Annotated in this window: 18 protein-coding genes and 1 riboswitch; of the genes, 4 read left to right on the top strand and 14 right to left on the bottom strand. The window is 46.1% G+C overall.

The window, feature by feature from the left end:
* Positions 1 to 181 precede the first annotated feature (181 nt).
* The 4 genes from cysS to AC5162_RS03635 form a co-directional block, all read right to left on the bottom strand.
* Positions 182 to 1597, bottom strand: a complete 1416-nt coding sequence (gene cysS / locus AC5162_RS03650) for a cysteine--tRNA ligase (protein ID WP_496533892.1) — start codon at positions 1595 to 1597, stop codon at positions 182 to 184.
* Between the two features lie 99 nt (positions 1598 to 1696).
* On the bottom strand, positions 1697 to 3193 hold the full coding sequence (gene gltX / locus AC5162_RS03645; RefSeq protein ID WP_496533891.1) for a glutamate--tRNA ligase: 1497 nt from the start codon (positions 3191 to 3193) through the stop codon (positions 1697 to 1699).
* A 95-nt stretch (positions 3194 to 3288) separates the two neighbouring features.
* The gene (gene radA / locus AC5162_RS03640; protein WP_496533890.1) at positions 3289 to 4659 is read right to left on the bottom strand and encodes a DNA repair protein RadA; all 1371 of its coding nucleotides are present in this window, start codon (positions 4657 to 4659) and stop codon (positions 3289 to 3291) included.
* Positions 4659 to 5129 carry a dCTP deaminase/dUTPase family protein gene (locus AC5162_RS03635; RefSeq protein ID WP_496533889.1) on the bottom strand — a complete coding sequence of 157 codons (471 nt, stop codon included), beginning with the start codon at positions 5127 to 5129 and terminating at the stop codon, positions 4659 to 4661. The genes radA and AC5162_RS03635 overlap by 1 nt, the downstream gene beginning before the upstream one ends.
* A gap of 100 nt (positions 5130 to 5229) precedes the next feature.
* On the opposite strand from AC5162_RS03635, the gene AC5162_RS03630 reads away from it, so the two are divergent.
* A complete protein-coding gene (locus tag AC5162_RS03630) occupies positions 5230 to 5538 on the top strand; it encodes a GNAT family N-acetyltransferase (protein ID WP_496533888.1) in 309 nt (102 codons plus the stop codon).
* Positions 5539 to 5641: 103 nt separating this feature from the next.
* Here the strand turns inward: AC5162_RS03630 and AC5162_RS03625 are convergent, their stop codons facing one another.
* Complete coding sequence (locus AC5162_RS03625) at positions 5642 to 7777, bottom strand: AAA family ATPase (RefSeq protein WP_496533887.1); 2136 nt, start codon at positions 7775 to 7777, stop codon at positions 5642 to 5644.
* Between the two features lie 57 nt (positions 7778 to 7834).
* The gene (locus AC5162_RS03620; protein ID WP_496533886.1) at positions 7835 to 8065 is read right to left on the bottom strand and encodes a transcriptional regulator; all 231 of its coding nucleotides are present in this window, start codon (positions 8063 to 8065) and stop codon (positions 7835 to 7837) included.
* A 210-nt stretch (positions 8066 to 8275) separates the two neighbouring features.
* Here AC5162_RS03620 and AC5162_RS03615 point away from each other — a divergent pair, with 210 nt between their 5' ends.
* From AC5162_RS03615 to AC5162_RS03605, 3 genes are all read left to right on the top strand, one after another.
* Positions 8276 to 9448, top strand: coding sequence for a DUF998 domain-containing protein (locus AC5162_RS03615; protein WP_496533885.1), 1173 nt, complete (start codon positions 8276 to 8278; stop codon positions 9446 to 9448).
* Positions 9449 to 9487: 39 nt separating this feature from the next.
* Positions 9488 to 11038 carry a 23S rRNA (uracil(1939)-C(5))-methyltransferase RlmD gene (gene rlmD / locus AC5162_RS03610; RefSeq protein WP_496533884.1) on the top strand — a complete coding sequence of 517 codons (1551 nt, stop codon included), beginning with the start codon at positions 9488 to 9490 and terminating at the stop codon, positions 11036 to 11038.
* A gap of 87 nt (positions 11039 to 11125) precedes the next feature.
* Positions 11126 to 11827 (top strand): DUF6198 family protein, encoded by a 702-nt coding sequence (locus AC5162_RS03605; RefSeq protein ID WP_496533883.1) that lies wholly within the window; start codon positions 11126 to 11128, stop codon positions 11825 to 11827.
* A gap of 66 nt (positions 11828 to 11893) precedes the next feature.
* Here the strand turns inward: AC5162_RS03605 and AC5162_RS03600 are convergent, their stop codons facing one another.
* The 8 genes from AC5162_RS03600 to AC5162_RS03565 all read right to left on the bottom strand — a co-directional run bounded on the left by AC5162_RS03600 (position 11894) and on the right by AC5162_RS03565 (position 21806).
* Positions 11894 to 12472, bottom strand: coding sequence for a folate family ECF transporter S component (locus AC5162_RS03600; RefSeq protein WP_496533882.1), 579 nt, complete (start codon positions 12470 to 12472; stop codon positions 11894 to 11896).
* Positions 12473 to 12502: 30 nt separating this feature from the next.
* Positions 12503 to 12597, bottom strand: a riboswitch (THF riboswitch).
* Positions 12598 to 12783: 186 nt separating this feature from the next.
* Positions 12784 to 14295 carry a peptide chain release factor 3 gene (locus AC5162_RS03595; protein WP_496533881.1) on the bottom strand — a complete coding sequence of 504 codons (1512 nt, stop codon included), beginning with the start codon at positions 14293 to 14295 and terminating at the stop codon, positions 12784 to 12786.
* Between the two features lie 104 nt (positions 14296 to 14399).
* Positions 14400 to 15335: an ABC transporter ATP-binding protein gene (locus tag AC5162_RS03590; protein ID WP_496533880.1), complete on the bottom strand. Its 936-nt coding sequence runs from the start codon at positions 15333 to 15335 to the stop codon at positions 14400 to 14402.
* Positions 15335 to 16387, bottom strand: a complete 1053-nt coding sequence (locus AC5162_RS03585; RefSeq protein WP_496533879.1) for an ABC transporter ATP-binding protein — start codon at positions 16385 to 16387, stop codon at positions 15335 to 15337. Before AC5162_RS03585 ends, AC5162_RS03590 begins: the two co-directional genes overlap by 1 nt.
* A 9-nt stretch (positions 16388 to 16396) precedes the next feature.
* Entirely contained in the window at positions 16397 to 17419 is a 1023-nt protein-coding gene (locus tag AC5162_RS03580) for an ABC transporter permease (RefSeq protein ID WP_496533878.1), read from the bottom strand.
* Between the two features lie 9 nt (positions 17420 to 17428).
* On the bottom strand, positions 17429 to 18346 hold the full coding sequence (locus AC5162_RS03575; protein WP_496533877.1) for an ABC transporter permease: 918 nt from the start codon (positions 18344 to 18346) through the stop codon (positions 17429 to 17431).
* A 30-nt stretch (positions 18347 to 18376) separates the two neighbouring features.
* Positions 18377 to 20017, bottom strand: coding sequence for a peptide ABC transporter substrate-binding protein (locus tag AC5162_RS03570; RefSeq protein ID WP_496533876.1), 1641 nt, complete (start codon positions 20015 to 20017; stop codon positions 18377 to 18379).
* Between the two features lie 232 nt (positions 20018 to 20249).
* Positions 20250 to 21806 carry an ABC-F family ATP-binding cassette domain-containing protein gene (locus tag AC5162_RS03565; protein ID WP_496533875.1) on the bottom strand — a complete coding sequence of 519 codons (1557 nt, stop codon included), beginning with the start codon at positions 21804 to 21806 and terminating at the stop codon, positions 20250 to 20252.
* Between the last annotated feature and the right edge of the window lie 11 nt (positions 21807 to 21817).

Here is a 21817-nt window from a genome sequence, read left to right as displayed (position 1 = left end):
CCGGTTCCAGCGTGTTCCTCTTGTGAAGAACAATAACTAGTATACCGGCATTAACAGGTGGAGTCAACTGTTTTTTAAGGGCTTTTTACTCAATTACAAAAAGACGTTTTTTGTCCTTGTAATTATAATTTTAGTTCGTTAAAAGCCGTGTTTAAAAACGAAAAAACTAAATAATGTTCGGTTAATTATCTTTAAGTTCCCAGGTTTGCCCCTGTGGACTATCCCGGACAATCAAGCCGGTTATCAACAACTGGTCACGCAAAGCATCTGATTTGGCAAAGTCTTTGACATCGCGAGCTGCTTGACGGTCTTTTAACAACTGTTTTTGCTCTGAGGTTAATTCTTGGCTCTTCGCCAAGTTGTCAACACCAAGAAGGCTAACCCATTCTGCTAAGGAATCTTGAAGCATAGCCAAGTCCCCCATCGTAGTGGTTTCATCAGTCAAAACCCGGTTGGCCAGGTTCGCCAAGTCAAAGATGACTGTTACCGCGTTTTCGGTGTTAAAGTCATCGTCCATCGCAGCAATCAGTTGGCCCTTTAAGTCTTGAACCTGGTTAGTCATGCCAACCGTTGGGGCTCCCGTTCGGTTTTGTTTGGCAGTTTCTAATGCCTGGTAAGTCCGGTACAAGCGGTCGAGTTCCTTTTGACTTTGGTCAAGTCGTTCCTTGGAATAAGAAATTGCCCGACGGTATTGGGTCTTTGATAAGAAGAACCGCAATCCTTGGGGGTCGATGTCAGAGGCCAACAGGTCGTGTAGGGTTACGAAGTTACCCAACGACTTGGACATCTTTTCATCATTAATGTTCACAAAGCCATTGTGCATCCAATAGTGCACGAACTGTTCGTGGTGATAAGACTCCGACTGGGCCAGCTCGTTGGTGTGGTGAGGAAAGGCCAAATCAATTCCACCACCGTGGATATCAATGGTGGTTCCTAGGATTTCATCATTCATCACCGAGCATTCGAGGTGCCAACCGGGGCGGCCAGGTCCCCAAGGCGAAGGCCAGGCGGTGACACCTGGGCGGTCTTCTTTCTTCCACAAGGCGAAGTCGGTTGGGTCTTGCTTTTGACCTTGGTCATCATCTTCTAAGCGACCACCGGCATTTTCTTCGAGTTCAGCCATCTTTTGGTGGGACAAGGCAGTATAGTTTGGGAACTTTTTAGTTGAAAAATAAACATCCCCGCCAGCCACATAAGCCTGACCTTGGGCGACCAACTTCTCTACAAAAGCAACCATTTCTTTCATGTAATGGGTCGCCCGGGGGCGGTGGGTCGCTGGTTTGATATTAATTTTGGCGGTATCTTCAAAGAAGGCGTTGGCGTATTTGTCAGCAATTCCTTCTTCTGAAAGGCCTTCTTTTTCAGCCTGGGCCAAGACCTTGTCGCCCAAGTCAGTAAAGTTGGAAACAAAGTCAACTTGATAGCCCCGCCATTCCAGGTAACGACGGATGGTGTCAAAGGCAACCGCTGACCGGGCATTACCAATGTGAATGTAGTTGTAAACGGTCGGACCACACAAGTACAGGGAAACCTTCTTGTCCACTTGGGGCTTGAATTCTTCTTTTTCCAGGCTATAGCTGTTATACACTTGGAGCATGGTGGGACCTCTTTTACGTTTATTATCCTATATTATAACAAAAAGAAGGCAGCCGGTTACGGTCGCCTTCTTTTATTTGGTAGTCATTAGCAAATTAAATTAAGCCATGTACTTTGCTTTAACACCAGCCATCGTCTTCAAGACTTCAGCCTTATCCAACAAGACCAACATTTCTGGCAAGTTTGGCCCTTGGATTTGGTGGGTAGTCGCAATCCGGATTGGGTTCCAGAGTTCACGACCCTTGATTTCTAATTCATTTTGGATTGATCGGATTGTCGCCATGTAAGTAGCTGCATCGGCGTCAGCTGGCAAGGCCGTATAGGCTTCTTCCCAGGCAGCAAAGACCTTGTGACCGGCTTCCGTCTTCAAGTAATCAACCATCTCGTCGGTTACATCACCCAATTGGAAGAATGGTTCGCGGACCAAGTCCACGATTTGCTTAGTGTAAGAAATACCATCCACACCAGCAACTTCAATCACACCCTTCAACCAATCGGCCTTAGCAGCTGCATCGGCCTTTGAAATCAAGCCAGCTTCGATAATTTGGTCAAAGAGTTGTGGCATGATGCGGTCTTTGTCCTTGCGAATCCATTGGTTGTTAATCCATTCCAACTTCTTTTGGTCGAACTTAGCATTGGCCTTTGACAAGCGATTTTCGTCAAACATGTTCTTGAATTCTTCCAATGAAAAAATTTCGTCTTCACCCTTTGGTGACCAACCAAGCAAACCAATGAAGTTATCCATTGCTTCTGGTTGGTAACCCAATTCACGGTATTGTTCAACGAATTGTAAGACGTCGTTGTCACGCTTTGACAACTTCTTACCAGTAGCCCCATTGATAATCAAGGCCATGTGACCAAAGGCAGGAACGTCCCAGCCCAAGGCTTCATAGATCATCATTTGCTTAGGGGTATTTGAAACGTGGTCATCCCCACGCAAAACGTGGGAAATCTTCATCAAATGGTCATCAACCACGACGGCAAAGTTGTAAGTTGGCATCCCATCGGCCTTTTGGATAACCCAGTCACCACCGACTTCCTTGGCACCGATTTCGATGTGGCCCTTGACGATATCGTCCCAGGCAAAGACTTCTTCTTCAGGAACACGGAAACGGACAACTGGCTTCAAACCCTGGGATTCGAATTCAGCATACTTAGCTTCGCGTTCTTCCTTGGTCATGCCCTCATATTCATAAATATAGTGAGGGGCTTGCTTGGCAGCTTGTTGGGCTGCCCGTTCTTCGGCCAATTGTTCAGAAGTCTTGTATGACTTGTAGGCCAAGCCACGGTCAAGCAAGTCATCGATAAATGGTTGGTAGATGCCTTGCTCGTTTCGTTCTGACTGACGGTAAGGACCGTATTCGCCTGGGTTTTCTGGTGATTCGTCCCAGTCCAAGCCTAACCACTTTAAGTTTTCCAGCTGAGACTTTTCCCCGTTTTCAATGTTACGGGCTGAATCAGTATCTTCGATTCGGATTACAAAAGTTCCATTGTAGTGGCGGGCAAAGAGCCAGTTAAACAGTGCCGTCCGGGCGTTTCCAATGTGGAGGTACCCAGTTGGTGATGGTGCATAACGGACACGAAAGTTGTCAGACATAAATATTTCTCCTCGGTTCAGCATTCGCTGAAAAATTCATCTTCTAGTATACAACAAAGTCGGCTGGTTTTTAGGCCCAGTCGGCAAATTCATTTTTAATCGTTTAAGGCTAGGTGCAAGGCCTGCTTAATCGTCGTCACCCCGACGACTTCTAAGCCGTCTGGGACATGGACGCCCGCCAAGTTGTTCTTTGGCACAATTGCCCGGGAAAAGCCGAGCTTGCGAGCTTCCTTTAGCCGGCCTTCCAGGTCGGCAACTGACCGAATTTCGCCGGTCAAACCTAGTTCGCCGATAAAGACATCAGATGGGTTAGATTCCTTGTCCTGGTAAGACGAAGCAATCGCCACGGCAATCGCTAAATCCACTGCCGGCTCGTCAAGTTTTACCCCACCGGCTGCCTTCAAGTAAGCATCCTGGTTTTGCAACAATAAGTTAGCCCGCTTTTCCAAGACGGCCATAATCAAAGAAACCTTGTTCCGGTCTAAGCCAGTCGCCGTCCGTTGGGCATTACCAAAGACCGACGGCGTCACTAGGGCCTGGAGTTCCACCAGAATTGGCCGGTTTCCTTCAAGAGTCACCACAATCGCCGACCCGGTCGCACCAGCTAAGCGCTCCTCCAAGAAAATCTCAGAAGGGTTAGCCACTTCGACTAAGCCATGGTCGCGCATCTCAAAGATACCTAATTCGTTGGTCGCACCAAAACGGTTTTTAACCGCCCGTAAAATTCGGTACTTGTAATGACGGTCCCCTTCAAAGTACAAAACGGTGTCAACCATGTGTTCCAAAATCTTTGGACCAGCAATCGCCCCATCCTTGGTCACGTGACCGACGATAAAGACGGTAATGTTGTTGGTCTTGGCAATCTGGAGCAAGTCAGCCGTGACTTCACGGATTTGAGCAACAGACCCAATTGGTGAGGTTAGGTCTGGTTCTTGCATCGTTTGGACGGAGTCAATCACCAAGAAGTCCGGTTTGCGCTCCTCAACTTGCTTCTTAACCGCCGTCATATCGGTTTCAGGATACAAATAAAAGTCCTGGCCGCCAACATCTAACCGATCCGCCCGCAGCTTTACCTGTGAGGCTGACTCCTCACCGGTAACATACAAGACCTGGCCGTGTTCGGACAACTGGCCAGAAACCTGCAAGAGCAGCGTCGACTTTCCAATCCCGGGATCACCACCGATTAAGACCAAGGTTCCAGCAACGACCCCGCCACCAAGAACACGGTTTAGTTCCTGGAGACCGGTTGTCACCTTCGGGGTTTCCTCTAAGGAAACTTCGTTGATGGCTTCGACTTTGGCAACCTTCCCATCGATTCCAACTCGGGCCTTCCGGTTGGTGGTTTCCGGTTGGATTTTTTCTTCGACAAAGGTTCCCCATTCGCCACAGTTTGGGCACCGGCCCAAGTAGCGGGCCGAGATAAAGTCACAATTTGAGCAAATAAATTGTGTTTTGGTCTTCGCCATTAGGCCTCCCCGGTTGACCCAAAGCCACCAGCACGGACAACCTTTTCCACATCTTCATCTTGGTCAGCGAGCAAATAAGGCAAGAAGATTCCCTGGCCAATCCGTTCACCAGCTTCCACCACAACTTCTTCGGCACTGTAGTTTAAGACTTGCACAAAGATTTCGCCTTCGTTTTTCTCATTGTTGTAGTAATCAGCGTCGATAATGCCAACACCATTTGGCATCACCAACCGCTTTTTGATTGGCATTGATGACCGAGCGACCAACTGTAAATATTCGCCCTCTTGCATATAAGCCTTAATTCCAGTTGGTACCAAGGTTGGCTTAGCACTTTCAGCGTTAAAGGCTGGAACCACTACTTCTTTGGCTGCCCGGAAGTCATAGCCGGCCGCACCGGTCGTTGACCGGGCTGGCAGGGTTAAACCAGCAGAAGCATACTTACTTACAATTTCAAATCCACGTTTTTTCATCAGAACCCCTTTACATTTGGAAAAATTTATCTTATAACCAATTTATTATACGTCATCTAGGGCAATTTCTAAACCGCCCGGACTAATTTTGGAGGTAGTCATGGCAATCATTGCTGAAAAAAACGCATTTTACTACGAAGAAGACGGCCAAAAGCTTGGTGAAGTCACCTTTACTGAAGAAGGCGACCAGGTGCTAGACCTGACCAAGACCTTCGTCGACCCAGAGGCACGCGGCAAGAGTATCGCTCGCGACCTCGTCGATGCTGTGGTCCAAAAAGCCCGGCAAGAGGATAAGAAGGTCCGCCCTTCCTGCCGGTATGCTGCCGTCTTGTTCCGCCGCTTTGAAGACGAGTACCAAGATGTTGCTCTAAAGCCTGGGGAGGATGGTCAGTCTTGCCCGATTAACTGACCGCTTAATTTTATTAGACGAAAGGCAAGCAAAATTATTTCACTAAAAAAGTCCGACTTGCATTGTTTGCAAGCCGGACTCTTTTTTATTTGTCAAAAATTAATTAAGCTTTCGCCGTTTCCACCGCCGAAATCACAACCTTACCATCGACCATATCCGCCGACAGAGCCTTTTCATCGGGGTTATCCAAGTAGAAGTCAGTGACTTGGTCACGAATTTGTTGCTCAATGACCCGGCGGAGTGGCCGGGCACCGAGGGCTTCATCGTAACCGTCGTCAATTAAGTGGTTCTTGACGTCATCAGAAACTGCCAAGGTCAAATCCTTCTTAGCAAGGGTCTTGTTGACGTCTTCTAACATCAAGTCAACGATTTGCTTCAAGTCTTCCTTGGTCAGAGCTGAGAATTCAACCACACCGTTAAAACGGTTCAAGAATTCTGGCCGGAAGAACTTGGACAAGCGGTCCATCAAGTCGCCTTCTTCAACCTCTTTGTTACCAAAGCCGGCGTTTGAAGTGGCAATTACGACCGTGTTCTTGAAGTTGACCACGTTTCCTTGACCATCAGTCAAACGACCATCGTCCAAAACTTGGAGTAAGAGGGTCAAGACCTGTGGGTTGGCTTTCTCAATTTCATCCAACAAGACGATCGAGTAAGGGTTTCGACGAACTTTTTCAGTCAAAGTATTTTGGTTATCATCGTAACCAACGTAACCGGCTGAAGCACCAACCAACTTCGACACAGCAGTTAAGTCAGAGTACTCCGACATATCCAAGCGGATAATCGAATCTTTTTGGCCAAAGAGGTCTTGAGCTAACTGCTTAGCCAATTCGGTCTTACCAACCCCGGTTGGCCCAACGAAGAGGAAGGAACCAATTGGTCGGTTTCCTTCGTCAAAGCCAGCCCGGTTCCGCCGGATTGCCCGGGCAACCATGTTGACCGCCTCGTCTTGTCCAATGACCTTACCAGCCAAACGCTGGTCAATCTTCTTCAAGTGTTCGATATCAGAAGCACCCATTTGTGAAACTGGGATACCAGTCAACCGTTCAACGGCTTTGGCAACATCATTTGGTGTTGCTTCGACCTTCTTGGCCTCCTTAGCGGAGTCAATTTGCTGGTTAACTTCCTTAATCTGATTTTTGACTTCCAAAGCCTTTTCGTAATCTTCTTTTGAAACAGCTTCTTCTTGCTGGCTCTTTAAGTCGGCCAACTTCTTTTCCAGCGAAACCTTGTCAGTTGCTGGGTTTTGTGCTGACAAATGAGCCGCGGTCATGTCAATCAAGTCAATTGCCTTATCTGGCAAAGACCGCTGTGGAATGTACTGGATTGAGTAATCAACCGCAGCTTGCAAAACCTTTTGCGGAAGGGCCACATTGTGGTGCTTCTCATACAAAGGCGCAATTCCTTCCAAAATCTTCAAAGTGTCTTCGGCAGAAGGAGCGTTGACCGTTACTTCATTGAACCGACGCGCCAAGGCAGCGTTCTTCATAATCGTATTACGGTACTCGTCTTGGGTGGTAGCTCCAATTAAAGAAATTTCACCACGTGACAAGGCTGGCTTCAAAATATCGGCCAAGCCCTTACCACCATCTTCACCACCGGTTGAACCGGCACCAAGGATCTGGTGGATTTCATCAAAGAATAATACGACATTCCCAGCCTTCTTAACTTCATCAATTAGCTTTTGGACATTTTCTTCAAAGGCCCCCCGGAACTGGGTACCAGCTTCCAAGGCTGAAATATCAATCGAGTAGATTTGCTTGTCATGGATGGCAGCTGGTACGTCACCAGCAACAATTGCCTGAGCTAAACCTTCGATGACCGCCGTCTTACCGACACCGGCATCCCCAACTAAGACTGGGTTATTCTTGGTCCGCCGGCTCAGAATTTCAGCTGTTTCTTGGATTTCCTTGTTCCGTCCAATCACTGGGTCCAGCAGGCCATCCTTAGCTTCTTGGGTCAAATTTCGACCCAACTTTGCCAACATACCATCATCCTTAACCTGACCTTGGCCATTTTGACTGCGACCGTTGCCAGCAGTCTGACCATTTTGGTCGGCGCCATTTGGCAACTTACCGGTCTGACGGTATTCCGCAAATTCTTCGGGGGTTACTTCCCGACCGTTAATCAAGTAGCGGCGGTTTTCAGAATTCATCCCACCGAGGTTGCCCATCATGTTGTTAAAGATGTTATCCATGTCTGAGCCAAAGTTGTTGTTAAATGCATCGTTTTGATTTGCCATAAGAGTATTACCTTCCTTTAGTTTTATTCAATTGTGAGTTGGATTCATTGGTACAGGTTAGTCCTTTCCTTTGTACCCTTCTTCAAGCTCTTTTAATACTTGCCACATTTCCATTTTCTGGGCCCGGGCTAAGGCATCTAAATCGCGAATATTTAAGGACGTGGCGTTCGATTGGTCCTTATTAAAGGACCGGTGAATCGTCGTGTAGCCGTAACCAGATTTTTTGGAAACCCGGTAAATCGTCAGTGATTTGTCGACCAAATAGGTTTTAATGTTAAAACGAACCATTCGTCAACCTCCACTTCCAGCAGCTTTCTTCTTGCATCTCTGCCACCTCCTTGATTCTTATTATAGCACATATGTGATATAACACAAGTGTGCTATATCTATTTTTGATCTTTTCGATTAAAATAGAGTAGTTGCGCCTACAGCCACCAGCTGTTTGGCAATCTTTTCCAAATAAAGCAGAAGTATTTATCATTAAATCAGAGGTACCCCATGGCAAACCGCCGTTTTTTTGTCGACCTGCCTGAAGAAGCTGTCGAAAATCTAAAAATTACTGACCAGACCGAGTTTGATTTGCTCGTGTCTGATGACCAAATGACCTTAAAACCGGAACAAAGGGAAACTGAGCGACAAGACCTATCGATTCGACGGTTTATCATCCCCTCAATTGTGGCCACTGTTATTTATATTTTTTACTTACTCTGGCAGCAAAACCCACTAATTTCGCTTACGGGGGATAACTCGATTGCGACTGCCGTAATCGGTGGTGGCGAAATCACCGGAATGGCCCTGTTTATCTACTTCACGATTAAAAACATCCGCCAACAAAAAGACCCCGATAAAAAGCAAACCGATATCCGATTGGCACCAACACTGTTCTTGTCCTTCGCCTTGATTGAAGCCTTCACCATGATTGCTGTCTTTTGGGCAATCGGCTACCTCTTCCGCTTTGCTTCCTTTGACCGTCTAACGGCTACAATTTTATTCTTTATCTTTATTAGTATCATCAACTACCTAATGGTTTACGCCACTAGTGTTGTTTCAACCTCCTTTATGATGACGATTTTGATTGTCACTATCGTCATCGGGGTCTTGGTCGCTATGGTAACGAACTCCCGCTTACTCTGGTGGCAACACAACTTCTCCTTTTTGGGAACGAAGCGGGCCCAGTTCTCCTGGACCTTTAACGCAACCTTGATGGTCTCCGGGCTATTGTGGGCAACGTTGATTGATTACCTCTTTGTCCCCATCCAAAAGCATCATCCAAAGAAGTGGCGACTAGCAACACTACGGTTCTTCCTCTCCTTTGATGCCTTTTGCCTCTTTGCCATCGGGGCCGTTCCCAACAACCCCGGCTTCTTGCATTACGCCCACGACACAGTGGCCAACATGCTGATCCTTGGAACTGGAATTCCAATGCTTTTAATTTACTGGCTCTTGCCAAATGCCACCAAGGAATTCCGTTTCTTTTCAGCCGGAACTGCCGGTGGCATGGTCTTAGCCGCCTTGCTCTTTTACATCGTTCATTACTTATCGCTAACTGCCTTTGAAATCATTGTTTTGGCGCTGGGCATCTCCTGGTTGCTCTTGTTAATGCAAAACATCCACCGCTTATATGAAATCAAAGAACAGTCGTACCATATCCAACTAACCGCTAGCAAGTAAAGAAAAAGCTTGCCGATTGTGCCATTTAAAGGACTACTTATGCCAAATTCAGATTCACGTCCCTATCAAAAGGGTCAAAACAACCACAACCACTCCGATAACCGGCCCAACCGTCACACGGACCGACGGTCAAGTTCAAACCAAGGTCGGTCAAATTCAGGTCGAACTGGTGCAAAGCGTTTTGATAACCGCGGGAGTCATTTCAACCGGTCCCAGCAAAACAACCAGCCTGTCCAAGTCAAAATTGGTCAAAAGTTCCCATTAACCATTAAACGACTGGGTATCAACGGGGAAGGAATTGGCTATTTCAAACGCAAGATCGTCTTTATCCCTGGCGCCTTACCAGGGGAAGTCGTAACGGCCAAGGTGACCGATTTTACCGATAAGTACATCGAAGCTAAGACTGTTACAGTCCGTGAACAAAGCCCCGACCGGGTCACCCCTGATGATCCCGCTGCCGACTTAGTCGGTGGTTTCGAACTAGCCCACTTGGCCTACCCGGCTCAGCTAGCCTTTAAAAAAGACCTTATCCAACAGGCTTTGGAAAAGTTCCAGCCAGCCGGCTACCAGTCTTATCAGATCAATGCTACGATTGGCATGGACCAACCCGACCACTACCGGAATAAAGCCTCCCTGCCAATCCGCAAGATTGGTGGTGATTTAAAGATTGGTTTGTACAAGCGTGGGTCCCACGACTTAGTCGACTTGCCAACGATTGCCACCCAAGATGAAACGTCGATGGCAGTTGTCCGCCAACTCGGCCAAGTCTTGGACGAGGCTTCTGTTTCCTTTTACAACGAAGCCAAGAATACCGGTTTAGTCAAAACCTTGATTGTTCGAGCTAACCAAGCCGGCCAGGCCCAGGTCGTGATTGTCACCAACCGTGAAGACTTCCCTGGCTTAGACGACTTACTGCCACAGATCACCAAGAAGATTCCTGCCATTACCGGAATCTTCCAAAACATTAACCCCGGCAAGACCTCTTTGATTTGGGGTGATGAAACGATCAAGCTCTGGGGCGATGATTATTTGCAAGAAGAAATCCTCGGCTTGAACTTCTCATTATCACCACGAGCCTTCTTACAGTTAAACTACCAGCAAATGCAAAAAACCTACGAGACGGCCATCAAGGCCTTAGACTTACGGTCCGATGACCAGCTCGTTGATGCTTATGCCGGAGTCGGAACTCTTGGCTTATCAATGGCCTATTCCGTCAAAGAAGTTCGCGGAATGGAAGTGATTCCTGAAGCGGTCGCCGATGCTAAGATAAACGCTGCAGATAATGACATTGACAACGCCCTTTACGAGGTTGGAACTGCTGAGCAAGTCTTTCCAAAGTGGGCTCGCGAAGGTTTTGCGCCGACTGCCTTAGTGGTTGACCCACCCCGTCCTGGTTTGGACCCCGCCTTTAAGCGAGCTGTTTTGAAATCCAAGCCCAAGAAGTTTGTTTACATCTCATGTAACCCTTCAACTTTGGCCCGGGACCTGGCCGACTTAAGCGCCGCCTACCGGGTTGACTTCATCCAACCAATTGACATGTTTCCACAGACACCTCGGTGGGAAGGCATCGTTAAATTGTCATTAAAATAAGAAGAAATTGCTATCAAAACACCGTTGGTTTAACGGTGTTTTTCTTTTATACTATTAAATAAGAATGTCTTTAAAGGAAGGTGTCCAATGTACCACCGTAATGGTCAATTTTTTGAATTAACATACCGACAAGTTGCTGTTTACTTCGTTTTCTCACTAATACTCGATGCCCTTGGCAATGGCTTGTCCGTCGCCACTAACCTGGGATCGGCACCTTGGACAGCTGGAGCCGCTAACCTGGCCCACGTAACCGGGCTACCCTTTGCCCTATTTTTGAGTGCCATTGTCGTTTTGGTGGCGGTTGCCAATATCTTTTTGGCCCATAAATTTTCATTAAAACGGTTTTCTGGCAACATTGCCTTTGGACTCGCCTTTTCATTTTTGGCCGGCTATTTTAATACCCTGTTTTTACACATGGGAATCGCCGATGAGTCACTTTGGGTCAAATTGATTTTTGACTTTGCTGGTGTAGCGGTTGTCGGAGTCGCCATTTCAGTTTACCAACGGGTCAACTTTATCCTTCACCCAATTGATGACATGACCAACATCCTGCGCTTTTCTTACTTTCGTGGGTCAGCACCTAAGGCCCAAATATCAAACTTCGTGGTGGCCATCGGCATTTCGTTGACCTGCTGGGTCATCTCCGGATCAGTGGTTTCCTTAAACATTGGGACCGCCTTCTCCTTCCTCTTTCAAGGACAAATCATTGCCTGGTCAGATCAAATTGTCTTCCCACACCTAGTCCATGGTAACGTCAGCCAAATCCATAAGGATTTGCCCGCTTCGTAAAAGTTTCTAACAATCAATAAAAAGCCAAGTCCCATCTCAGTTTTGAGACAAGACTTGGCTTTTATTTTAGAAAAATTTTTGTGAAATCTGGTCGACAATCCGGTTATTTAAGACCAAGTAAGTCAAAACCAACTGGATTGGGAAGAAAATCAACTGCTTCGGTAAGCGGGTCACCATCATGGCCAAGAAGACCGAGAGCGAATGATGGGCTGAATACATCAGCATCAAAGCAAAGGTATTGACCAGCAAGTTGACCACAAAGGTTGCGAGCAGGACTGCTAGCAAAACCCGCCAAAACGGTACGCGGGCCTTAGGATCTGACCGGTAAAATAGTGTCCCAAAAATCAAAGCAGTCATCGCTACTCCAACTGCTAAAAATGGAGACCAAACGGCCGGACTAGTTAACAGGGCCGAATTGACAAAGTCTAAGATGACTAGGACAAAGACAGACCACACCGGGCCAAAGAACCGACCAATCAACGATGTTGCCAAAAAAGTAAAGGCAACCTTCATTGTCGGTGTGAGGTAAATTGAAAACTTACCCAAAACCAGCGTAACGGCCATTAACAAGGCCAGCAAAACCATTTGCTGGACCGACAGACTGACCATCTTCCACCGTGACAGAGTTGTGTGCTGATTGTTCATTTTGAACCTCCTAAAGGAGCGTTCACCTTGGTTGGTGAATGCGAAACCCGCACCGCACAATAATGTTTCGTCAGCAGGCCACATTCCGTACCCACCGCACTTAACGCGCGGGCTTCTACCCCAAATTTATTTTTGCTGAAGACTGATTGTTTAGAACAATTCAATCCCAGCAAAAATAAGTATAGCACTTTCCCGACTTATTTCAGAATAATTAATCAATTCGTTCGTATTCTGATACATATTTGTTAAAATAATTCTCTTTCCAAATAAAAAAAGCGGCTTGCTCTCGCAAACCACTTTTATCCAAATCATTACATTTTTGCTTCTAATTCAACGTCTGGGTACTTGTCCTTAAACCAATTTAGGGCAAAGGCGTTTTCAAATAAGAAGACTGGGCGATCATGACGGTCCTTAACCAGTAAGTTCCGCGACGAAGCCATCTTTTCATCAACTTGGTCTGGGTCAATCCAACGGGCCACCTTGGAACCGATTGGCTCAAATTGAATTTCAACGTTGTATTCATTTTCCATCCGGAACTTGAAGACTTCGAACTGCAACTGTCCAACGGCTCCCAGAATGTACTCATTTGAGTTCCAAGACTTGTAAAGCTGGATGGTTCCTTCTTGGACCAACTGGGTAATCCCCTTGTGGTAGGACTTTTGCTTCATGACATCTTTAGCAATCACCTTGTTAAAGAATTCTGGCGTAAAGGTTGGCAAGTCAGGAAACTGGACTGCCTTCTTACCGGCAAAAATCGTATCGCCGATTTGGAAGTTACCAGTATCATAAACCCCAATAATATCGCCAGGGACAGCGCCTTGAACATTTTCACGTTCTTCGGCCATAAACTGGGTCACATTAGCCAAGCGGAGTTTCTTACCAGTCCGCTGCAAGGTCACGTCCATCCCCCGCTCAAAGGCCCCAGAAACAATCCGGACAAAGGCAATCCGGTCACGGTGACGTGGGTCCATGTTGGCCTGAATTTTGAAGACAAAGCCAGTGAATTGGTCGTTATCTGGTTCAACTTCAACATCATCAACCGTCTTGACCGCCATTGGCTTGGGTGCGTACGTTAGGTATTCCCGCAAGAATTCCGTTACACCAAAGTTGGCCAAGGCTGAACCGAAGAAGACTGGTGACAATTTTCCGCTAGCAACAGCTTCCTCGTCAAATTCATTTCCGGCATCTTCTAGCAATTCGATTTCATCCATTCCTTCGTCACGGACTTCCGGATGGTCGACCGCGTTCTTAAACGGAATCATTTCCTTTTGCTTTAAGTCATAGATTCCCTGCAGGATTTGCCCAGAACCAATTGGCCAGTTCATTGGGTAAGCCTGGATGCCCAGGACCGTTTCCAATTCATCGACCAAGTCCAACGGTGATCGAGCGTCCCGGTCAATCTTGTTAAAGAAGGTAAAGACTGGAATGCCCCGGTTTGAGACAATCTCAAAAAGCTTCTTGGTCTGAGGCTCGATTCCCTTGGCCGCATCGACAACCATCACAACCGAGTCAACAGCCATCAAGGTCCGGTAGGTGTCTTCTGAGAAATCTTCGTGCCCAGGGGTATCCAGGATGTTAATCCGCTTGCCCTCATAATCAAACTGTAAGACAGATGAGGTCACCGAAATTCCACGTTGCTGTTCAATGGCCATCCAGTCAGAGGAAGCCAGTTTTTTGGCCCCACGCCCCTTGACTGTTCCAGCTTCACGGATTACACCTCCGTGTAAGAGCAATTGCTCCGTTAAGGTTGTTTTTCCCGCATCGGGGTGGGAAATAATGGCGAAAGTTCGCCTTGTTTCGAGTTCTTCTTTAAAGTTTTCCATAGCAAGTTAATTTTACAGGAAAAAAGCCCTCAGGGCTAGACTTGGCGGGAAATTTCCGCTCGGTCTAAGCTCTGAGAGCTTTTTCTAATTTTCAAACAAGGCAATTAAGCTTGCTCTTGTTCATAAGTCTTGGCTTCTTCAGGAGTTGCCAACACAAAGTGTCCCTTGGAAACTTCAATCATTGACCGGTCTTGGCCATCTTTTTCAAAGCTAGGGTCATAAGGCTTGATTACCCGGTTCTTTTCAGAAATTGGGTCTGGTTCCGGCACCGCTGACAAGAGCGACTTGGTATACGGGTGCAATGGGTGGTTATAAACCTCATCAGCCGTTCCTAATTCGACCAACTTTCCCCAGTGCATCACACCAATTCGGTCAGAGATGTACTTCACCATTGCCAAATCGTGGGCAATAAAGAGGTAAGTCAAGTTACTTTGCTTTTGCAAGTCAGCTAGCAGGTTGACCACTTGGGCTTGAACAGAAACGTCCAAAGCGGAAATTGGTTCATCAGCAATAATGAACTTTGGTTGAACCGCTAGGGCGCGCGCAATTCCAATTCGTTGCTTTTGACCACCCGAAAATTCGTGGGGATAACGGGAGGCGTGGTCCTTGTTTAAACCAACTAACTTAAGCAATTCCAAGACTTTTTCAGCACGTTCGTCATGCTTTTTGGTATAACCAACCTGGTCAAGGCCCTCACCGATAATATTTTCAACCCGGAGGCGGCCGTTCAAGGAGGCTTGAGGGTCTTGGAAAATCATTTGAGCTTGCTTACGGAAGGCTTGGAGGTCCTTCTTCTTCAACTTGCCCAGGTCTTGGCCGTCAAACTTAATCGTCCCATCATCTTGGTCATACAACTTCAAGATGGTCCGACCAATCGTGGTCTTACCAGAACCTGATTCCCCAACCAAACCAAAGGTCTCCCCTTCGTAGATATCAAAGGAAATGTTATCAATCGCCTTGGTGGCATTCTTTTTCCCGGCGTTAAAAGTCAGATTTAAGTTTTGCACCTCAACTAATTTTTTGGCATTTGGGTTTTGCATTACTGAACCTCCTCTTTCTGCAAGGTCTGCCAGTAAGCCTGGCGGCGCTTTATTTCAAGTGGAGGCTCTACAGCTGGTGCCCGGTCATCTAAGAGCCAGGTAGCAGCGTAATGCGTCTTTGATACTTGGAAAAATGGTGGTTGCTTCTCATGGTCAATTGCTAGGCCAAATTCATTGCGGTTCGCAAATGCATCACCCTTGGGTGGGTAAAGCAGGTCTGGTGGCGTACCAGGAATTGCTTGAAGCGTACCGGATTCAGTCTTAGTTGAAGGCATTGAGCCAAGCAAGCCCCAAGTATAGGGGTGCTGTGGGTTATAAAAGACTTCGTTAACCGTGCCGGTTTCAACAATCTTACCGGCGTACATAACAGCCACTCGGTCAGCAATACCAGCAACCACACCCAAATCGTGGGTAATAAAGATAATTGCAGTGTTGTTTTTTTCCTGCAAATCCTTCAAAACTTTCAGAATCTGAGCCTGAATCGTCACATCTAAGGCAGTCGTAGGTTCATCGGCAATCAAAATTTTTGGTTCAGCAGCTAATGCAATCGCGATGACCGCCCGTTGGCGCATCCCACCAGACCACTGGTGGGGATAATCGTTAATGTGTTCTTCAGCATTTGGAATTCCGACTTCTTTCATAATTGAAAGGGCCTTTTCCCACGCAGCCTTTTTATCAATATCACCATGCTTTAACATTGGTTCAGCAATCTGCTGACCAATCTTCATGGTTGGGTCCAAAGAAGTCATTGGGTCTTGGAAAACCATGGCCACTTCAGAACCACGGTAACCTTCCCATTCCTTTTCAGACAACTGAGCCAGGTTTTTACCTTCGTAAAGAATTTGGCTGTCTTCACCGAGTTCAGCGTTTTCAGCGTTCAAGCCAAGCAAAGTCTTAGTGGTAACCGACTTACCAGAACCGGATTCACCGACAATCGCCAGAGTTTCTCCGGCCTTGAGGTCAAAGTCAACGCCCCGGATTGCCTGGATTTTACCGGCATAGGTGTTAAAGCTGACCTGGAGGTTTTTCACTTGTAAAATTGAATCTGTCATGAAAGTCTCCTATTCGTCAGTCATCTTAGGGTCAAAGGCATCACGAAGGCCATCCCCCAAGAGGATGAAGGCTAGTGAGACCAAGACCAAGACGGCTGATGGAATCAAGATTTGGTAAGGGTAGTACTGCAACATACTTTGGGCATCGGAAATTAATGTTCCCAATGAGGCCGTTGGTGCCTTAACCCCCAAGTTAATTGCTGACAAAACTGCTTCGAACATGATGGCACTTGGAATGGTCATCATAATCTGAACGATAATGGTCCCAGACATATTCGGCACTAGGTGCTTCAAGGCAATCTTAGGACCTGATTCACCCAATGTCTTGGCGGCTAGGATAAAGTCGCGTTCCTTATAAGTCAATGTCAAGTTTCGAACCTGACGGGCCATTCCAACCCAGTTGGTAAAAGCAATCGCCAGAATAATTGACCAAATTCCTGAACCAAACCACATTGCTAGCAAGGTCACGACAACCAAACTTGGAATAGCAGAGATGATTTCAATCAACCGTTGCATCCCATTATCAATCCAGCCACCGAGCCAACCGGAAACTAATCCGTAAGTTACCCCGATTAACAAGTCAATCAAGGTGGCAGCAATCGCTACAAAGAGTGAAATCCGCAAACCAACCGTTACTCGCTTAGCAATTGACCGGCCCAAGTTATCCGTTCCCAAAATAAAGTTTTGAGTAACATCATTTTGAGCATAGGAATCAACTGCATCAGAGGAACCAGGCATCGTCTGCTTTCCATCCCAGTAGGGAATTGGTAGCCCTGACTTTGGTGCCAAGTTCTTGTACTTCGAAGTCCCAGTATTAAACTCGTTAGCTGAGTTTTGGCTAACAACTGGAATTGAAATCAAAGCATACAAGAAAACAAAGAGTAAGAAGAACAAACTAACAACCGCTAACTTATTCTTTTTCAACCGACGCCAAATGTTTTGCCAATTGGTTAAAGTCGGTTTTACAATCGTTTCACTCGCAGCCTGGTTTTTAATTCCAACGAGGGAAAATTCATTTTTTACTTCTGTCATGGTTTCCCCCTACTGCAACCGAACTCGTGGATCAACGATGGCTGTAATGATATCAGTAATCAAAATGCAGACCATCAAGATCAAAGCATAGACAATCGTGGTTCCCATAATAACCGGATAATCCTTTGTTGGAATCGATGAAACAAACTGCTGACCAATTCCAGGAATCGAGAAGATAGTTTCAACCAAAGTTGAACCTGTCAACAAGTTCGCCACCATTGGCCCAATCAAGGTCAAAATTGGAATCATTGAATTCCGGTAAGCGTGCTGACGGACCAACTGGTTTTCGTCCAAACCTTTCGCCCGGGCTAGTTGAATATAGTCTGAATGCAAGACATCAATCATTTCAGAACGGACGAACCGGGTTGTGATGGCTGCTGGACTAACTGCTAAGGCCAGAGTTGGCAAAATTGTTTGTGAGAAGCTGTCACCCCAACCAGAAATTGGGAACCAGCTCAGTTCATATCCAAAGATAAAGAGCAAAACAATTGCCAAGATGAAGGAAGGAACTGAAATTCCAAGCGTTGAAATAATGCTTAAGAAACCGTCTGTCTTGTTGTTTTGGTTTCGAGCTGACACAGCCCCAAACCAAAGCCCAGCTAAGATTCCAACTACCAAAGCTTGTAGTCCTAGTTGAGCAGAAACAGGTAACCGCTGACCAATCAGCATTGAAACTGACTGGTTTTGGTACTGGTATGAAGTTCCTAAATCACCATGCAACAGATTACCAAGATAATCGAAGTATTGCACATAGACTGGTCTATCTAAACCATAAGTTTGGTTCAGCTGCGCAATGGCTGAGGCCGTCAAGTGCGGGTTGTTATACGGTGTTCCAGGAAGAATTTGCATTAAGAAAAAGGTCGCCGTGACCACAATCCATAATGTTACTAACAGGATCAACACTCGTTTTAAAATGTACTTGGCCATTTTGAATGACTCCCTTAGTTCTTAAAAATTTTACTTACGGTAGGCGTAGGTCAAATCAAGACCAACACCAGCTGGTGTTGTAACCACGCCCTTAACGTTCTTACGTGCTAAGGTGATACCCTTCCATGAGTAGAGTGGGTTAATGTTTGAATCAGCCTTCAAAGCTGCTTCAGCAGCCTTCCAGTCAGCATCACGGGCAGAAGCGTTGTTAGCATCTTGTCCTTCAGCCTTGGCAACTGCTGCAGTATAAGTAGCGTTAGTAAATTGACCAGAGTTCATGCCAGTATCAGCTGACTTAAACAAGTCGTAGAAGGTTGAACCGTCTTGGTAATCACCGTTCCAGTTCGTCACGACGACATCGAAGTCACCGTTAGAAGAATCTTGGAGACGCTGCTTGAATGGCACAACCTTTTCAGTAACTGAAATGTTATCAGTACCAAAGATTGATTCCCAAGCTTGCTTCAAGTAGTCAACCGTGTTCTTGGCAATTGGTGAATCAGCGTCCGTTTCGATGCTGATATTCATCTTGCCCTTGTTAACTTCCTTCAAACCTTCTTCGAAGAGTTCCTTGGCCTTCTTCTTGTTATATGTGTAACCAGGAGCTACATAAGTTGATAGGTCCTTACCGTTGGCAGCCTTGGTCAAGTTCTTTGAAACAAGACTAGTAGCAGCATCACGGGTTCCACCAGTTGCTTGACTAGCCAAATCACTACGGTTAGTAGCAAGGTTCAAAGCCTCACGAATCTTAGCGTTGGCCAAGTATGGGTTCTTAGCTTGGTTGTATTCAAGGTAAGTCGTAGCAGCAACCGCTGATGTTGTAACATCCTTATTGCTCTTATTAGCGGCATACATTTCAGCAGAGTTGGCAATCGAAGCACGGTCTAGCTTACCTTCCTTGTACAACTTAACCGCTGTATCTGGATTGGTAACAACTTGCCAGTTAATCTTCTTGGTCTTAACGTTCTTAGCATTCCAGTAATTATCGTTCTTAACCATCTTGAAGCTGTTGTTTGTTCCGTTAAAGCCTTCAAGCTTGTATGCACCAGAGTAAATCTGAGTTGAAGAAGTGGTTCCGTACTTTGAACCTTCTTTTTCAACAAATGATTGCTTTTGTGGTGCAAAGATTGCGTAACTCAAGAGGTACTTGAATTGTGGCATTGGCTTTTCAAGCTTAAAGGTAACCGTGTTACCACTTGCAGTAACGCCCAAGTCTGAAACTGGCTTCTTACCAGCAACAATATCATCAGCGTTTTCAACCCCAGAGGTCAAGTATGAGTACTGTGAAGCCGTCTTAGGGTCAGCAATTCGTTGCCATGAATAAACAACATCTTTAGCTTTCAATGAAGATCCATCTGAGAATTTCAAACCTGACCGCAACTTAACCGTATAAGTCAAACCATCAGAAGACACGCTATATGACTTTGCCAAATCAGGTTCGACATTACCCTTAGCGTTCACCCGCAACAAGTTGGCTTCCGTGTTACCCAAAATTGTCAACGAGTTATTATCTGTTACTTTTGAAAGATCCAATGTTTGAATATTTGCTGACAAAGCATAATTCAAAGCCTTTCCAGTAGCGGTTGAACCGCCCCACCAGCCAGCTGCTTTTCCACCAGCAGCAACGGCTACAACAACGACTGCCCCCGCAGTCCATTTCTGCCATCGTTTCATTCCATGCCCTCCTCGGTCACTTTTCTTAATGTATGTTTAATCTTACCAACCAATCAAATAAAATTCAAATAAAATTCAAATAATTTTCTAATAAAAGTCCTTAAATGTTAGCTTTTATGACACGTTAATAGCTACAAACATTGATATATCAACGTTTTACAATTTAATAATTTTTCTTAAAAAAAATCCCGAATCATTTCTGATTCGGGATAATAACCTTTAATATTTCTTTTTATTCCGGATTTTCCTTATAAGATAAGGCAGCAACGTTTAATGTTTGGTCAGCCAAGTCCTTAGTAAAGGAAGTTTCGTGGGAAACAATAATTGCGTTCCCTGGAAAGGCTTTGATTGCCTTGTACAAAGCATTCTTTGTTTCTTCATCCAGGTGGTTGGTTGGTTCATCAAGGATTAAGAAGTTTGAGGGCTTCATTTCCATGATGGCTAATTTGACCTTGGTCTGCTCTCCCCCGGAAAGTTGGAAGAGCGGCTTTTGGGCGTTTTCGGAATTAATTCCGGCCCCTGCCAACCGTTGCCGCAATTCCTTTGGCATGATGGTTGGGAACAAATCTTGCATCGCTTGGAGGGGTGTCTGCTGGTCGTTATCCCAGTCCAAGTCTTGGTCAAAGTAATTGACCACGGCTGATGGTGAAAATTCCACGTGACCACCCAATGATGGAATTTCACCCAAGATTGATTTGATCAAAGTTGACTTACCGGCTCCGTTAAATCCAGCAAAGACGAGCTTCTTTTCAGTGGTAATTGAGAAAGAAACCGGTTCAAGGATGGCTTTTTCATAACCAACTGATAAGTTGGTCACTGTCAAAGCAGCAGCTGACTGAGAGTTGACGTATGGGAAGTCAAACTTGGCCTTCAAGTTTTCAGAAGGTGGATCAACCTTATCCATCCGAGCCAGCATCTTTTCACGAGACTTAGCCTGCTTAGAAGTTGAAGCCCGAGCCTTGTTTTTGGCGATAAACTTTTCAGCCTTAGCGATTTCAACCTGCTGCTTTTCGTACTGACGCATTTGCTGGTCAGCCCGTTCTTCTTTTTGACGCATGGCCTTTTGGAAAGAGCCCCGGTACTTGGTAATCTTACCAAAGGAAACGTCAGCAATCGCGTTGGTCACCTTATCTAAGAAATCAAAGTCGTGGGAAATGATTAAAGCAGCGCCCTCAAAGTCTTGCAAGAACCCTTCCAACCATTCAATGTGAGCCACATCTAAGTAGTTGGTGGGCTCATCTAAGATAATGACGTCATCATTTTCCAACAAGAGCTTGGCCAAGATCACCTTGGCTCGCTGCCCACCAGACATGTGTTCCAATTCACGGTCACGGCCGATTGCTTCCAGTCCCAAACCAGAAATCACGCGTTCGATTTCGGTATCGACTTCGTAAAAGCCAGCGGCATCCAATTCTTCCTGGAGCCGTCCAGCTCGTTCGAGCAATTTGTCATCAGCAGTTGCTGCGTACTTTTCGTACAATTCGGTCGCACGGTCTTGCTTGTCATACAAGTCCTGGTAAGCAGTGTGCAAGAAATCAACAAGGGTCATCCCCGCTGGGATTTCAGCATACTGGTCCAAGTAACCAATTTTCAAGCCCTTAGCCCAGTCAATCCGGCCGGACAAGGGCAAGACCTGCCCCGTCAAAATCCGAATCAAGGTTGACTTACCGGCCCCGTTTTGACCGACAATCCCCATGTGCTCGCCAACTTGCAATTCCAAGTCCGCGTCTTCATATAATGTTTTTTCTGCGTAGGCCATTGAGAGCCCACTTACTTCTAGTAATGCCATAAGCTTAATTT

The sequence above is a fragment of the Fructobacillus sp. ChS1-6f1-1-27 genome, from assembly GCF_059579415.1.
The sequence above is the reverse complement of the archived record's forward strand: the minus strand, read 5'-3'. Positions and strand labels throughout refer to the sequence as shown.